Raw genomic sequence first — 13,929 nt, 5'->3', positions numbered from 1 at the left:
TCCTTACGGCGCGAGCATGGCCCACGGGTCGAGGGAGGGTGCTGCCTGTTGCCCGTCGGGGCAGCTGCGGCGGAAGTCGCACCAGGTGCACTGCCTGCCGGTGCGGGGTGGGAAGAGGATCTCGGGGTCGCCGCCCGCGGTGAGGGTGTCGGTGGCGAGACTGAGCTCGTCAGCGGCCTCCTCGGCCCTGGAGACGTGCCTGCCGAGGCTTTCGTCGGTGTGGTCCCAGGCCGAGACGGTGCCGGTCGGGAGGTGGTGCAGCTCGACCCGCGTGCACGGCTTGCGGAGAGTGCGGCGGGCGGCGAGGGCGTAGAGGGCGAGCGCTTGCGAACCGCGGGCGTCGTCGACCGTCAGAGCGTGCCGACCGGTCTTGTAGTCCACGATGACGAGCTCGCCGTCGCGGAGGTCGATGCGGTCCACCCGGCCCTCGGCGACGATCTTGGACGTCGGGGTCGACACCCAGCGCTCGACACCGACCGGCTCGATCGAGGTGTCGAGGTCGGAGACGTAGTCGCGAACCCAGCCATCAGCCCGCTCGCGGTAGACGGCGGCCTGCTCCTGGTCGCGGAACCCGTCGTTCTTCCACTGCCGGTGCACGAGCGCGACCGCCTGCTCCGGCGAACGCTTGTCCGCGGGCAGGTCGAAGAGGGCCTTCAACGCGTTGTGCACCACAGCACCCAAGGTGTTGTGGGCCCACGCGCCACCACGCGGCGGACTCGGCCGGTCTAGGTACGCCATTCGATACCGGCGAGGGCAATCAGCCCAGTTCGCCAGTTTCGACGGCGTCACCCGGACGAGTTTGCGCGGCATCGCGCCGAAGTCGAACCCGAGCTGCTCCTGCACCCGACCAAGGCTACGCAAGGACACCGACAGTGCCGACAAGCGCACCCAGAGGTAGGTGGTGGGGGGGTGGGTTGGGGGGTCCGGTCTCTGGGGGGGGGGGGGGGGGGGGGGGCGGAGTTCGGTGGGCGGTCCCGAGTCGGGCGTCACCGCGGTGGGTGGTCCCGAGTCGGGCGTCACCGCGGTGGGTGGTCCCGAGCCGGGCGTCACCGCGGTGGAACAAGCCGAACCGGCCTCCATAGCGGCGGGACGCCCGAACTGGGCCTCACCACAGCTGCACGCACAAGCCCACCGAAGCCCTGGGTTCCGCCCGGCCCAGCGCAACTCGCCGCCCAAGCACCAGGCCTTACCGCGGTGAAGCCGGTTCCGGCTGTTCCACCGCGTGGAGTCCGGACCCGACCCCCTCACTCCTGGGGAAGCTCGGTTTCGACTGTCCCTCCGCGTGAAGTCCGGACCCGGTCCCTCCCACCCTGGGGAAGTTCGGTTCCGGCTGCCCCTCCGCGTGAAGTCCGGACCCGGTCCCTCCCACCCTGGGGAAGTTCGGTTCCGGCTGCCCCTCCGCGTGAAGTCCGGACCCGGTCCCTCCCACCCTGGGGAAGTTCGGTTCCGGCTGCCCCTCCGCGTGAAGTCCGGACCCGGTCCCTCCCACCCTGGGGAAGTTCGGTTCCGGCTGCCCCCCTGGTGGGCCTGGCTTCCGGCCCTCCCAACGTGCGAAGCCCGGCCCCCGGCGCGCGATTGTCTCAATGCCTCACCCCTGTTTGTCAAGACGATAAAGCTGTCTTGACAAACAGGGGTGAGGCAGGAGGGCGCTGTGTATCGGGGGCGGGAGGGGATCTGGCTTCGCCAGACATCGAGCTGCGCTCGACAAGGCATCCTCGGCTCCGCCGTCGGACAAGGCATCGGCTGGCGCCGATAAGGCCCCAGGCGCTCCGCGCCGGATGCGCGCTGGCGGGCTGCGCCCAACGGGGCGGGGGTTGGTTGGTGGGTGGCTGTCGTGCTCGCTGTGTGTCGGGGGGCTTGTTAGCCGACGAGGATTTTGCTGCCTGTGGCGCGGTCGGCGAGGGCGTCGAGCATGTCCGGGGCGGTGGTTTCGGCGCCTAGGCGGACGGTTTTGTTGGTGCCGTGGTAGTCGCTGGAGCCGGTGATCAGGAGGCCCAGGTCGGTGGCCAGCGAGCGGAGGCGGGTGCGGGTGGGGTGGTCGTGGTCGGGGTGGTCGACCTCGACGCCGGTGAGACCCTTGGCGGCCAGGTCGGCCACCACCTGGTCGGTGACGATGGGGCCGCGGGATACCGCGAAGGGGTGGGCCAGGACGGTGACGCCGCCTGCGTCGGCGATCATCTCGATGGCCCGTTCGACCGGGGTGTCGGTCTTCGGGACGTAGTAGCGGCCGCCGGTCAGGTACTTGGCGAAGGCCTCGTTGACGCTGGTGACCACGCCCGCCCGCATGAGGGCCATGGCGAGGTGGGGGCGGCCGGCGGGGGCGTCGTCGGGGAGGGCGGCCATGAGCTCGTCGGGGTCGATGGGGAAGCCGTCCTCGACCATGCGGACCGCCATGACGCGGACGCGGTGCCTGCGTTCGGCGCGGAGCCGGAGCTGCTCCTCGACGATGGCGTGCGACGTCGGGTCGTAGAGGTAGGCGAGCATGTGGACGGTGACGAGCCTGCCGAGGCCGTCGGTGGACGCGCACGACAGCTCCGCGCCGCGGACCAGCCGCAGGCCGGGCGGCAGTGCGGCGGCGGCCTCCTGCCACCCCGCCGACGTGTCGTGGTCGGTGATCGCGACCGCGTCGAGGCCGGTGGCCGCCGCGGCGGCCACCAGTTCCGCGGGCGAGTCGGTGCCGTCGGACTGACTTGAGTGGGCGTGCAGGTCGATGCGCACCCGTGCAGTGTGGCCGACGGCCTCGACCACCGTTCCTACGGCACCATCTTCTTGCCCCGCGCGACCCGTTGGGCCTTGATCATCGAGAAGCGGTCGGCCTGGGCCTTCTTGTCGCCGAAGGTCAGTTCCGAGATGGCGTCGTACACCTGCTCGGGGTTCGGCAGGAACTCGATCCGGTTCAACGCCTGGATCTGCCCCGCCGACTCCACGACCAGCGTGCCGTAGCCGAACATCCGGCCCAGCACGGTGCGCTCGTAGGTGAGGTCGGTGACCTTGGTGATCGGCATCATCGCCACCTTGGTCTCGAACACCCCGGAGGAGATCATGAACCGCTTGTCGGTCACCACGATCCGCTCGACCCACCACTCCATGACGAAGTAGGCCAGCCTGAGCAGCACGAGCAGCGCGGCGTACCAGAGGATGTTCTGGACTATCCCCGCGTTGTCCGGCAGCAGGTACGAGATCATCATCGCGCCGGCCAGGAGCGCGCCGGCCTCGAGGATGTCCCAGATCAGGCTGCTCCAGTGCCTGCGCACCCTGATGACCCGACGCTCGGTACCGAGCAGGTACTCGTCGGGGTCACGTGGAGCGAACACGGCCTACCGCCTCTCGCCGTCGGAGGGAGCCGGGCGACTCAGAACAATTGTTTCACGAAAGTGATGAGCGCCTCAGCTGCTCCCCGGAGCGTGGCCAGGATGTTCTGCACCAGCTGAGCCGCTTGCTGTGGCTCGGCGATGAGGAAGAACAGCAGCAAGCCGACCCCTGCGAAGGTGAGAATCTTCTTCAGATTCACAATGATCAACCCCGTCCGCTACCCGCACCCTGTTGGCGCCAGATGAAAACCGTTGTACCGCACTCCGCGGCACGTTGGAGGATTTGTACCGCACATGGGTCAGTGCGGTGCACCACCGATCCGGTACGATTACTCTGCGTGAGAGTAGCGGAGGGCGCTCGGCCGGTGATCCGGTGCGTTGGTGGCATCGTGTTTGACCCCAACGGGCGACTACTACTCGTGCGACGACTCAATCCCCCAGGTGAGGGACTGTGGTCGATCCCAGGTGGCCGAGTCGAGCCAGGTGAGACGGACCACGAGGCCGTGAAGAGGGAACTCTCCGAGGAGACGGGACTCTCCGTCACCGCGGGCGAGCTGGTCGGCAGCGTCACCCGTCCGGCCGCCGACCGCACGTACGAGATCCACGACTACCTCTGCCAGGTCGAATCGGGCGTGCTCCTAGCGGGGGACGACGCATCGGATGTCCGGTGGGCCTCGGCTGCGATCTTGACCACACTTCGGACGTCCGATCTGCTCGCCGAAGGGCTCTACACCGCCCTTGACGAGTGGGGACAGCTGCCGCGGAGCTGATCAAGCGCACCCGATCGGGGGCACCGCCGTTCCACGATGCGGGACGCCATCACCCCGCCCACACGGCACCTCAGGGCAGCCAGACGAGCCGCTGGCCGTGCAGGCCGGTCTTCGCCAGCGCGCGGACGACCGGGGCGGCGCCGGTGCCGTCCCAGTGGGCCGTGCCGAGGACGCCGAACGCGGGCTCGCCCTCCCCCGGCCGGAGGTCGTCGCGGCCCGGCAGGACGTGCTCCAGGCCCCCCGCGTAGGCCTCGTGGCCCACCCACCACACCGGCCGCCCCAGTGCGCCCAGCGCCGCCACGAACTCCGCCCGCCGTGGCTCGGCGAGGCGGGGCATCAGCGTGCTGGTGATCACGACGAGCGGGTGCTCCTCGGGCACGAGGTCCGCGGCCTTGGCGAGGTCGTCGACGGCGTCGCCGGTGACGAACACCGGCGGCTTCTTGCGCTGGACGGTGGCGGCGACGCCGAAGTACCGCAGCCGCTCGGGCTGGTCGGCCCAGATGCAGGCCTCCAGCCACGCGTAGGCGTCCTCGTCGGTCAGGTCGGCGGGTGCGCGGTCGAGGCCGACCTTCGCGGCCACCTTGACCGTCTTGGGCAGCTTCGGCAGCTCGGCGCCGGGCGCGAGCTCCAGCGCGCAGTGCAGCCCGAGCAGCGCCTTGGGCGGCCCGCTGACGAGCTGCCCCGCCTGCTGCGTCTGGTAGCGGTAGCCGTACAGGTCGAGGCCGAGCAGCAGCCCGGCGCTCGTGCCGACCTCCAGCAGCCCGATCGGCGCCCCGGCCTGCTTGGCCACGGCGGCGACGGCCGGGAACAGCAGCGCGGCCCGGCGTACCTCGTTGGTCTGCGTGGTGCGGCCGGCGACCAGGGCGCGCATCCGGTCCGACCGCTGGAGCACGAAGTCCCGGAACAGCGGCCACGTGCGCTCGTCGGCGCCGTACGTGCCGCCCAGCGACGGGTAGTAGTTCGACAGCTCGTGGAACGGCTCGGCCTGCAGCAGCCGGTGCGCCGCCGCGAGGAGGAGCGTCGGGTGGGCGGACCCCTCCTCGGCAGCGGTCAGCAGACCGGCGACCTCCGGATCGTCGGCGGCCTTGAGCGCCAGGTGCTCGTAGAGCGGGGAGACACCCGCGGCCTCCACCTCCGCGAACCGCAGCAGGCTGCTCCGCACCAGGTCCAGAGAGGTCACGTCACTCCTTCGGTTCGGGCCTACCGGGCTGTTCGCCACCACGGCTCTCGCCGTAGGACACCTTCGGCACCATGACCTTGCGCCGGAACACGCAGACGACCGTGCCGTCCTGCTTGTACCCGCGGGTCTCGACGTACACCACACCCCGGTCGTCCTTGGACTTCGACGGGGTCTTGTCGAGCACCTCGGTCTCACCGTAGATGGTGTCGCCGTGGAAGGTGGGCTTGATGTGCCGGAGCGACTCGACCTCCAGGTTGGCGATCGCCTTGCCCGAGACGTCCGGCACCGACATGCCCAGCAGCAGCGAGTAGACGTAGTTGCCCACGACGACGTTGCGGCCGAACTCGGTGGTCTCCCCGGCGAAGTGCGCGTCCAGGTGCAGCGGGTGGTGGTTCATCGTGATCAGGCAGAACAGGTGGTCGTCGTACTCGGTCACCGTCTTGCCAGGCCAGTGCTTGTAGACCGCGCCGACCTCGAACTCCTCGTAGTACCGACCGAACTGCACCGCACGCCTCCATTGGTGTGACCGGGAACCGGAAGACCGGGAGGACAGTAGAAACACCAAGGGAGTACCCTCGGCAACTGGTCTGTGAGCGAATCCACCGCTCGTGGCCGCCGACCCGAGGAGGTGAGGACGAGCTCATGAAGAACGAACCCCATCCTGCGAGTACCACCCGCGTCCTCACCGGTTGGGTCCACCTCTAGCTCTAGCGGTCGGCCCTGCGGTACCGGTCGGGACGCTCCGGTGTCGGAGTCCCCACTGCAGACCCTCGTGAGGCTCCGGCGCGTCGTCAGCACTTCCACGACGTGTACCTGGAGGACCAATGCGCAACCTGCCTTCGCTGGGCGGCCTGCGGGGCCGCGCACCACGGCGCGTCACCGCGACGCCGATCCCCATCCCGGTACCGCTCTCGGCGTACGTGGTGGACTGCGCGGTCTACGTCGACGGCAAGCGCCTGCCCGGCCGCTGGACCCACACCGACGCGGTGAACGAGGTCCGCGAGCGCGGTGACGGCTTCGTGTGGATCGGCCTGCACGAGCCGGACGAGGAGCAGATCCAGGGCGTCGCGGAGACCTTCGGCCTGCACGAGCTGGCCGTCGAGGACGCCGTGCACGCCCACCAGCGGCCGAAGCTGGAGCGCTACGACAACACGCTGTTCATGGTCCTCAAGACCGTGAAGTACGTGCAGAACGCGTCGCCGGACACCGCCAACGAGATCGTCGAGAGCGGCGAGATCATGGTGTTCCTCGGCCGCGACTTCGTGGTCACGGTGCGGCACGGCAACCACTCCGGCCTCGGCGTCGTGCGGCAGGTGCTGGAGGACGACCCGGAGAAGCTGAAGGTCGGCCCGGCCGCGGTGCTGTACTCGATCTCCGACCACGTGGTGGACAACTACCTGGAGGTGACGCGGCGCATCGAGGACGACATCGACCAGATGGAGGCGATCGTCTTCGCGCCGCGCAGCCGGGTCAGCGCCGACCAGATCTACCTGATGAAGCGGGAGGTGCTGGAGCTGCGCCGGGCGGTCATGCCGCTCGCGGTCCCGCTGCGCCGCCTGGCCGAGGGGTACACGCCGCTGATCCCGGAGCAGGTGCGGTCCTACTTCCGCGACGTGGACGACCACCTCATCGAGGTGTCGGACCGGGTCACGAACTTCGACGAGCTGCTCACGACGCTCGTGGACGCGACGTTGGCGAAGATCACGCTCCAGCAGAACTCCGACATGCGGAAGATCTCCGCGTGGGTCGCGATCATCTCGGTGCCGACGATGGTGGTCGGCGTCTACGGGATGAACTTCGAGAACATGCCCGAGCTGAAGTGGAAGTACGGGTACCCGCTGGTGATCTCCGCGGTCATCGTGGCCTGCCTGATCCTGTACCGAATATTCCGTCGGAACCGCTGGCTCTAGTCCACCAGTCCCCACCCGATCCGACGGGATGTCCCCACCATGACCAGGTTCCTCACCAACCCCCGCTTCTGGGTCCTCGCCTTCCTCATGGCGTGGCTGACCATGATCACGGCGATCATCGCGCAGCAGCCCTGAGTTCTTCGTCGTGTCGACGCCCCGAGGGCGTCGACACGACGAAGGAGCCCGTCCACCCAGGAATGACTCAGTCCCAGGCCTGCTGCTCCCAGGTGAACGGGATGCCGTGCCCGCCGCCGCTGCCCAGCCGCAGCGAGACGCCAGCGGGCCAGGTCTTCAGCAGCAGGCTGAACTCGTAGCCGGTGTGCGTGCGCCGGGGTTCGTACACCAGCAGTGCCAACGGGGCCCCTGGGGTCGCGCGCGACACGGCGTCGGCCAGGATCGCGCGGCCCTCGGCCCGGTCGGCGGGCGAGACGTACTGCCACACCACGGAGTGCCAGACCACGGTCAGCACACCGGGTGTCGGCTCGGCCAGGCGCTCGGCGAGCCAGTCCGGGCCGGTGGCCCGCCGCACGGGTGCCGGGTCGAGCGCGGCCAGTTCCAGTGCGGACTGGAGGCGGTCCCAGCGGTCGAGCTGGTCGGCCCACACGAACGACGACAGCGCGAGCCGCCCGTCCTGCTCCGACACGTCGATCGGGTTGAGGTCGCAGCCCTCCCGGTCGACGATCCGCAATGGCGCGGACAGGTCGACGAGGGGGCGGCCGGTCCACCGCGGGTCGAGCTCGAACGGGCTGTCCGGGTCGCCGAGGACCTCGTCGGCGGAGAGCCGGTAGGCGATGCGGTCGGGGTGCAGGTTGAGGCCCGCGCTGGCGCCGATCTCGAGCAGCCGCACCGGGAACGGCTCGGGTCGGCCCGCTGCGACGGCGGCGTGGTGGGCGGCGACCTGGAGGCCGCCGAAGAGCGGGGCGCTGCGCCCCGGCTCGTTGGTCTGCACGACGGTCGCGCCGATGCGGGCGCGCAGCTCGTCGGTGTGCTCGTGCAGCACGGGCAGGACGTCGTCCCACAGCGCGTCCAGGTGCGGGCTGCCGCCGACCGACGGGTAGTGCTTGGCCAAACCGGGCGCGCGGCCCTCCAGCACGAGGCGGTGCAGGGCGCCCGCGAACCGGAGGCCGGGCACGGTGCCCTTGCGGTCGCGTTCGTACCCGGCCATGACGCGGGTGGTGGCACCACCGGCGCGCAGGTCGTCGGCGGCCTCCAGGAGCAGGGTCGCGGTGAGGGGGCTGAAGCCGTCGCAGGCCCCGGCGGCGTCGGTGAAGAGCTGGGCGAGCACCCGATGACGCTAACCCGTCCCCACCGGCGCGGAGAGCCGGGAACGGCTATTTCACCCGTCCCGGCGCAACGGCGCCAGCAGCCTGCGCACGGCGTCGCGCACGTCCTCGCGCGGCAACGGGTTCGCGCTGACCCACTCGCCCTCCTGGGACACCTTGTAGCGCCCGCGCGGGGTGTCCAGCCACGACAGCTCGCCGCCGAAGCGGACGTCCTCGCGGTCGTCTCCTTCCAGCCCGTTGGGCCTGCTGGCGCCGAGCTGGCCCTGGCCGAGCACGGGTTGCAGGTGGGCGAGCATCCGGCGCAGCACGCGCTCGTCGACGCCGTTGTGCTCGAGCAGGTCGGGCAGCTCGGCCTCGCGGAACGAGCCGCCGTCCTCGATGCGCCTCGCCATCTCCGCCTCGGCCGCGCGCAGCGCCCGCAGGGGCACGCTGATCGGGCTCGACCCGGCCTGCTCCACGTCGGGGATCAGCCGGACCAGGGCGTCGACCGCGCGGTCGATCGTGAGCGAGCGCAGGTGGACGACCTCGTCCTCCTCGTCGCTGCGCTGCACGGCCAGCAGCGCGGTGCGGCCGTCGACCATGGCGACGGCCCGGACGGTCGACTTCTCGTCGACCACCACCACGTCGAGCGCGCCGGTGCGGTCGCGCAGCAGCCGGACGAACTCCTCGGCGTCGCCGATCGGGCCGCCCTCGGTCGCCAGGCCGCGGGCCTGGAGGGTCTGCAGGGCGGCCTGGAACACGACGGAGCGCTCGAGGTCGGTCGTGCCGCTGGACGGGACCTCCAGCGGGAACGGCGGTTCGACCTCGGCGTAGGTGCAGAGGAGGTCGACCTCGTAGGGGTGCAGCTGGGTCACGTCGTGCGCAGCGAGTGTGCGGCGTTGGCGTCGTCCGCGCGGTAGCGGGCGGCCGTCTGCTCGGCGCTCGTGACGAACTCGCCCATCCGGTCGAGCGCGACCCCGAGCTGGTCGAGCAGCCCGTCCGCGCCCGCGAGCCGGTCGGTGAACTTGTCCGACAGCGCGCTGCCCACCGGGCTGGTGCCCATGTGCGGGGTGTTCGCCGGGTGCATCAGCTCCTCGGCGTCACGGCGCATGGCCTCGAAGTGGCCGCGCACCTCCGCGACGGCCAGGGCGAAGTCCTTGACCTGGTCGGGCTCGACCTGCCATCCGCCCGCGGAACTCGACTCCTGCGTGTACACGTTCGTCCTTCCCTACAGGCCGATGACCGGCGGTGCGGCTTTCTGGTCACTGCTGAACAGGTCTTCCTCGAGCGGGAAGCGCCGGTCGTACTCGCGGTCGTCGTCGCCGTTCGCGCCCCGGCCGGCCATCGGACCACCGGCCATGCCCGCGCCGCCACCGGCGCCGAACCGGCCTGCCGCGCCGAACCGGTTGCCCGCGCGCAGCATGTCGCGCGCGCCCGCGCCGACACCGCCGCCGCGTCCGGGCGGCAGCGCGCCGAGCAGGCCGCCGGGACCGCCGAACGGGCCGAAGCCGAGACCGCCCTTGCCCGCGCCTGCGCCGAACCCGCCCGCACCGGCACCCGAGCCGCTTCCGAAACCGCCGCCGAGACCACCCGAGCCGGGACCACCGGTCAACGCGGACCACCGGGGGTCCTGGCCGCCGCCGACGAAGCTGGGCACCGTGACGCCGCGGCCGTCGGTCGGGTCGGGGAGACCGCCGGGGGGCGTGGTGCCGCCGCTGCCGGGCAGGGGGCGCTGGTCGGGGGGAAGCGTGCCGACGCCACCGCCACCGCTGCCAGGCGGCAGGGAGCCGTCGCCGCCCGCGCCGCCGGTCGCCGGGCCGCCGAACGCCGGGGTGGTGCCGTCGACGTCGATCGCGGCGTTCTCGAAGCGCTCCATGGTCTGCACCGCGCGCTTCTTGAGCTTGCGCTTCTTGCTGGCGCCGCCGAACATCGAGCCGATGCCGCCGATCATGGCGCCGATGCCCGCGCCGATCGGGCCGCCGACCGCGAACCCGGCCGCGGCGCCGCCGCCGAGCGAGGACCAGCTGAAGCCCTCGGGGGGAGCGGGCATCTGCTGCTGGGCGGAGCGCAGGGCGCCCGCCGCGTGGTCGATCGGGCCCGCCATCCTGCTGGCGGTGCCGCCGAGCTCGGCCAGCCAGTCCACGTTGCGCCGCACGGTGGAGGTGGCCTCCTCGGCGGCGGCACCGGACCAGTACTGCATGAGCTTGTCGAGCGAGCGCTGGAGCTCTTCGGAGCGGTTCGCGATGCTGTCGCCCTGGCGGGTCCAGGTGTCGGCCAGCCGTTCGACGTTGACCGGGTCGGCGTTCTCCCAGACCATCTTGAACAGGCTCTTGTGGCTGAACCCGTCCCAGTGCGTGCCGCCGACGACGTACCGGTCGTCCTCGCGGCCCTTCGCACGGGACTCGGCGAATTGCTTCGCCGCCTGCGTCACGAACGCGAACAGGCCCTGGAACAGTCCTCCGCTTTCCACCACGTCCGTCTCCCCCGGCATCCAGATGTCGAACTAGCAAGCTAGCCGATCCGACGCCGCCCACGACAGGTCAGTTCCACCCAATCCGAACTACCCTCGCGGGATGCCGAAGGTTCTGGCGGTCGCGGACGAGGTCGTCGAACGGCTCTGGACCGACCAGGTGCGCGACCACGACGTGGACCTCGTCGTCGCAGCCGGCGACCTGCCGTTCGACTACCTGGAGTACCTGTCGTCCGCGCTGGACAAGCCGTGCGTGTTCGTGCCCGGCAACCACGACACCGACCTGTCCGGGTACGCCAACGTGCGCGGGCTGTGGACCAAGGCGGGCATCCCGTCGACGTGGCCGGGTCCGGTCGGCGGGATGAACGCCGACCAGCGGGTCGTCGACGTCGCGGGCCTGCGGATCGCCGGTCTCGGCGGGTCCATCCGGTACAACGAGGGCCCGAACCAGTGGACCGAGCGGCAGCAGGCGCGGCGGGCGAGGCGGATGGTGCGGCAGGCGGGCTGGCGGCGGCTGCGCGACGGCCGCGGCGTGGACGTGCTGCTCACCCACTCGCCGCCGCGCGACTGCGGTGACGAGCAGGACGCCCCGCACCGCGGGTTCACCTGCCTGCGCACCACCGTCGAACGGCTCCGGCCGCCGCTGATGCTGCACGGCCACATCCACCCCCACGGCGAGCGCAGACCCGACCGGTACCTCGGTGGCACCCGCGTGGTGAACGTGGTGGGGTACAAGGTGTTGGACATCCCCTCGACGACGGAGGTCCGCCGTGCGCCGTGACACCGGCTTCCCCGTCGCCGACGCCGAGAACGACTTCACCCGGATGCGGCGGCAGCAGGTCCTGTCGAGGCTGTCGACGTGGCTGCGCCGCGAACCCGACGACGTCAACATCATGCTGCCGTTCGACGAGGTCGTCGCGGCGCTGGGCTGGGTCGGCGAGCGCCGGGTCGGCACCCAGACCATCCGGCTCGACTCGATCGTCGGCAGCGTCGACCGCACCCGCGACTTCGACCGCCGGTTCCGCCCCACGTCGGCGCGGATGCGCCAGCGGTGGCAGCGGCTGGCGCTCGCGCAGCGGCGCGGCGAGTCCGTGCCGCCCATCGACGTGTACCGGGTGGGGGACCTGCACTTCGTCGTCGACGGGCACCACCGGGTGTCCGTCGCGCACGCGCTGGGCCTGGACGTGATCGACGCCGTGGTGACCGAGGTCCTCACCCGGATCAACGCCCACGGCATCCGGCACCGCGGCGACCTGATCGTGAAGGACTACCGGCGGCTGTTCCTCGAACGCGTCCCGCTGACCGGCGAGGCCCGCGCCGCCGTCGTCCTGGCCGACCCGTGGGAGTACGCCCGGCTCGGCGAGCACGTCGAGGCGTGGGGTTTCCGGCTCATGCAGGACGAGGGCACCTTCCTCGACCGCGCCGCGATCGCCCGCCGCTGGTTCGCCGAGGAGTACGAGCCGGTCGTCCGGATGCTGCGCCAGGCCGACATGGTCGGCGCCCGTCCCGAGACCGAGGCGTACATGTGGGTCGCTGGCGAGCGCTACCGGCTCATCCGCAACCACCGCTGGGACGACGACGTGATCGACACCCTGCGCGCCACTACCGAGGTGCCTCGGTAGCGGGCATCGGCCGCGCCTGGTCCATCACCCGGTCCGCGTAGCTGTCCAGCAGCCTCGTGGCGAGCTGCTGCGAGTACCCCAGGATCACCGCCCAGAGCAGCAGGGCCGCCTGCGACGCGATCCCGATCAGCCCCGTCGTCACCCCGGCGCCCAACGCCAGGATCCCCACCACCGCCAGCGCGGAGCCGAGCAGGATCTTGATGATCGCCTGGTACCCGATCATCACGTACGGCGACAGGCTCGGCCGCCTGCGCAGCAGCAGCACCACCGCCGCCAGCACCGCGCCGAACGCCCCCAGCAGCTGCACCAGCCACACGTCCGCCGCCGACGAGCTCTTCCCGCCGGGGCACACCGACGGCAGGCGCTCCGAGCTCACGCACATCGGCAGCAGCCCCGGCTTCGCCAGCCCCACGACCCCCAGCACCGTGTTGATCACGAACAGCACCACCGACGCCGCGATCAGCTTGTTCCGCAACGCCCTCGACCCCGCGTGCGCGAAGTCCGAGTTGTCGAACGCCGCCCGCAACGCGTCCACCACGATCGCCCGCTCGATCGCCGGCGTGAACTCACCGGGCCGCAGCTCCTCCAACGCCTTCCGCCGCGGGTCGTCCTCCACCAGGTTCGCCGCCACCCGCGCCTTCAACCCCGGCACCCTCCCCAGGAACCCCTTCTCCGCCGCCACGGTCGCGATCTCCGCCTCGTGCAACGACCGCCACGCCCGCTCGATGTGCCAGCCCGACCACCACGACGCCACCGCTTTCCACCGCGACTCCTTGCGCGCCAACATGTCATCCACCACGGCCGCCTCCCGCACCGCCGTCTCCCGCCACACCGTGCCCTCCGGATCCAGCGGATCAGGCGCCCCCAACGCCGCAAGATCCGCCCTCACCCGATCCAGCCGCGACTGCACCACAAGCCGCCAGTCCGTCACCTTCGGTGTGCGCTCGACCATGCCCTTGATCGTCGCACCGCCCACCGACAACCAGACCATCGCCCAACCGGGTATCGCGGGACGACAAGCAGAAACCCCACCTGATCAGCCGAACCAGCGCGCGCAGGGGCCGGTGTGGAGGGAAGGGGGAGGTGGGTGCGGCTGGACAGGAAAACAGGGAGGGGACAGAAGGAGAGACGGGTGAGGGGGAAGCGCGGGAAAGCGACGGGATGGGTAGGGGTGGCGGAGAGGCGGAGCACGGAACCCGAGAAGGCGGACAGGGCGGAACAGCGGTGCGGCGGGGAAAGGCGGACCTGATCGGGAGAAGGCGGTCAGGAGCCAGCAGTCCGGAGCCAGCGGGCAGGCGACAGCGGGCAGGCGACAGCGGCCGGGCCAGCAGCCAGGAGAAGGCCGGATGGGAAAGCGGCAAAAGAAGGGAGAAGGTGGGAAGCGGCAGGAGAAGAGAGAAGGCG

15 protein-coding genes are annotated in these 13,929 nt (G+C 71.0%); 4 read left to right on the top strand and 11 right to left on the bottom strand.

Annotation, left to right across the window (positions count from 1 at the left end; translation table 11 throughout):
• Positions 1-3: 3 nt before the first annotated feature.
• From CLV43_RS05605 to CLV43_RS47615, 4 genes are all read right to left on the bottom strand, one after another.
• Positions 4-810: a RecB family exonuclease gene (locus tag CLV43_RS05605; protein WP_170155710.1), complete on the bottom strand. Its 807-nt coding sequence runs from the start codon at positions 808-810 to the stop codon at positions 4-6.
• 1,050 nt (positions 811-1,860) lie between these two features.
• Complete coding sequence (locus CLV43_RS05600) at positions 1,861-2,718, bottom strand: PHP domain-containing protein (RefSeq protein WP_106186060.1); 858 nt, start codon at positions 2,716-2,718, stop codon at positions 1,861-1,863.
• A 35-nt stretch (positions 2,719-2,753) separates the two neighbouring features.
• The gene (locus CLV43_RS05595) at positions 2,754-3,314 is read right to left on the bottom strand and encodes a PH domain-containing protein (RefSeq protein WP_106185790.1); all 561 of its coding nucleotides are present in this window, start codon (positions 3,312-3,314) and stop codon (positions 2,754-2,756) included.
• A 38-nt stretch (positions 3,315-3,352) separates the two neighbouring features.
• On the bottom strand, positions 3,353-3,511 hold the full coding sequence (locus tag CLV43_RS47615) for a hypothetical protein (protein ID WP_170155688.1): 159 nt from the start codon (positions 3,509-3,511) through the stop codon (positions 3,353-3,355).
• A gap of 138 nt (positions 3,512-3,649) precedes the next feature.
• Here CLV43_RS47615 and CLV43_RS05590 point away from each other — a divergent pair, with 138 nt between their 5' ends.
• Positions 3,650-4,081: an NUDIX hydrolase gene (locus tag CLV43_RS05590; protein ID WP_245886144.1), complete on the top strand. Its 432-nt coding sequence runs from the start codon at positions 3,650-3,652 to the stop codon at positions 4,079-4,081.
• A 70-nt stretch (positions 4,082-4,151) separates the two neighbouring features.
• On the opposite strand, the gene CLV43_RS05585 is transcribed toward CLV43_RS05590, so the two are convergent.
• Both CLV43_RS05585 and CLV43_RS05580 read right to left on the bottom strand, forming a co-directional pair.
• Positions 4,152-5,261: a DUF2332 domain-containing protein gene (locus CLV43_RS05585; RefSeq protein WP_106185788.1), complete on the bottom strand. Its 1,110-nt coding sequence runs from the start codon at positions 5,259-5,261 to the stop codon at positions 4,152-4,154.
• A gap of 1 nt (position 5,262) precedes the next feature.
• Positions 5,263-5,766, bottom strand: coding sequence for a MaoC family dehydratase (locus tag CLV43_RS05580; protein WP_106185787.1), 504 nt, complete (start codon positions 5,764-5,766; stop codon positions 5,263-5,265).
• Between the two features lie 319 nt (positions 5,767-6,085).
• Here CLV43_RS05580 and corA point away from each other — a divergent pair, with 319 nt between their 5' ends.
• Positions 6,086-7,171: a magnesium/cobalt transporter CorA gene (gene corA / locus CLV43_RS05575; protein WP_106185786.1), complete on the top strand. Its 1,086-nt coding sequence runs from the start codon at positions 6,086-6,088 to the stop codon at positions 7,169-7,171.
• 202 nt (positions 7,172-7,373) lie between these two features.
• Here corA and CLV43_RS05570 read toward each other — a convergent pair whose 3' ends face one another.
• Genes CLV43_RS05570 through CLV43_RS05555 form a run of 4 tightly spaced genes read right to left on the bottom strand, consistent with a single transcriptional unit; the run spans position 7,374 to position 10,906 of the window.
• Positions 7,374-8,456, bottom strand: coding sequence for a DUF2332 domain-containing protein (locus CLV43_RS05570; RefSeq protein ID WP_106185785.1), 1,083 nt, complete (start codon positions 8,454-8,456; stop codon positions 7,374-7,376).
• A 51-nt stretch (positions 8,457-8,507) separates the two neighbouring features.
• Positions 8,508-9,308, bottom strand: a complete 801-nt coding sequence (locus CLV43_RS05565) for an ESX secretion-associated protein EspG (protein WP_106185784.1) — start codon at positions 9,306-9,308, stop codon at positions 8,508-8,510.
• A complete protein-coding gene (locus CLV43_RS05560) occupies positions 9,305-9,649 on the bottom strand; it encodes a hypothetical protein (protein WP_106185783.1) in 345 nt (114 codons plus the stop codon). Before CLV43_RS05560 ends, CLV43_RS05565 begins: the two co-directional genes overlap by 4 nt.
• 12 nt (positions 9,650-9,661) lie before the next feature.
• On the bottom strand, positions 9,662-10,906 hold the full coding sequence (locus tag CLV43_RS05555) for a WXG100 family type VII secretion target (protein WP_170155687.1): 1,245 nt from the start codon (positions 10,904-10,906) through the stop codon (positions 9,662-9,664).
• A gap of 100 nt (positions 10,907-11,006) precedes the next feature.
• On the opposite strand from CLV43_RS05555, the gene CLV43_RS05550 reads away from it, so the two are divergent.
• Together CLV43_RS05550 and CLV43_RS05545 are read left to right on the top strand one after the other, a co-directional pair.
• Complete coding sequence (locus tag CLV43_RS05550) at positions 11,007-11,684, top strand: metallophosphoesterase family protein (RefSeq protein WP_106185781.1); 678 nt, start codon at positions 11,007-11,009, stop codon at positions 11,682-11,684.
• A 43-nt stretch (positions 11,685-11,727) separates the two neighbouring features.
• Complete coding sequence (locus CLV43_RS05545) at positions 11,728-12,525, top strand: ParB N-terminal domain-containing protein (protein ID WP_106186058.1); 798 nt, start codon at positions 11,728-11,730, stop codon at positions 12,523-12,525.
• Here the strand turns inward: CLV43_RS05545 and CLV43_RS05540 are convergent.
• Positions 12,506-13,516, bottom strand: coding sequence for a hypothetical protein (locus tag CLV43_RS05540; RefSeq protein ID WP_245886143.1), 1,011 nt, complete (start codon positions 13,514-13,516; stop codon positions 12,506-12,508). The two genes, CLV43_RS05545 and CLV43_RS05540, sit on opposite strands and share 20 nt — an antisense overlap.
• Between the last annotated feature and the right edge of the window lie 413 nt (positions 13,517-13,929).

Origin of the sequence: Umezawaea tangerina (assembly GCF_003002815.1) — a bacterium.
GTDB lineage: Bacteria > Actinomycetota > Actinomycetes > Mycobacteriales > Pseudonocardiaceae > Umezawaea > Umezawaea tangerina.
The sequence above is the reverse complement of the archived record's forward strand: the minus strand, read 5'-3'. Positions and strand labels throughout refer to the sequence as shown.

Excerpts from the sequence above, each read along its gene's own strand:
- corA (WP_106185786.1), top strand. The coding sequence starts at position 6,086 with ATGCGCAACCTGCCTTCGCTGGGCGGCCTGCGGGGCCGCGCACCACGG.
- CLV43_RS05550 (WP_106185781.1), top strand. The coding sequence starts at position 11,007 with ATGCCGAAGGTTCTGGCGGTCGCGGACGAGGTCGTCGAACGGCTCTGG.
- CLV43_RS05540 (WP_245886143.1), bottom strand. The coding sequence starts at position 13,516 with ATGGTCTGGTTGTCGGTGGGCGGTGCGACGATCAAGGGCATGGTCGAG.
- CLV43_RS05605 (WP_170155710.1), bottom strand. The coding sequence starts at position 810 with ATGCCGCGCAAACTCGTCCGGGTGACGCCGTCGAAACTGGCGAACTGG.
- CLV43_RS05545 (WP_106186058.1), top strand. The coding sequence starts at position 11,728 with ATGCGGCGGCAGCAGGTCCTGTCGAGGCTGTCGACGTGGCTGCGCCGC.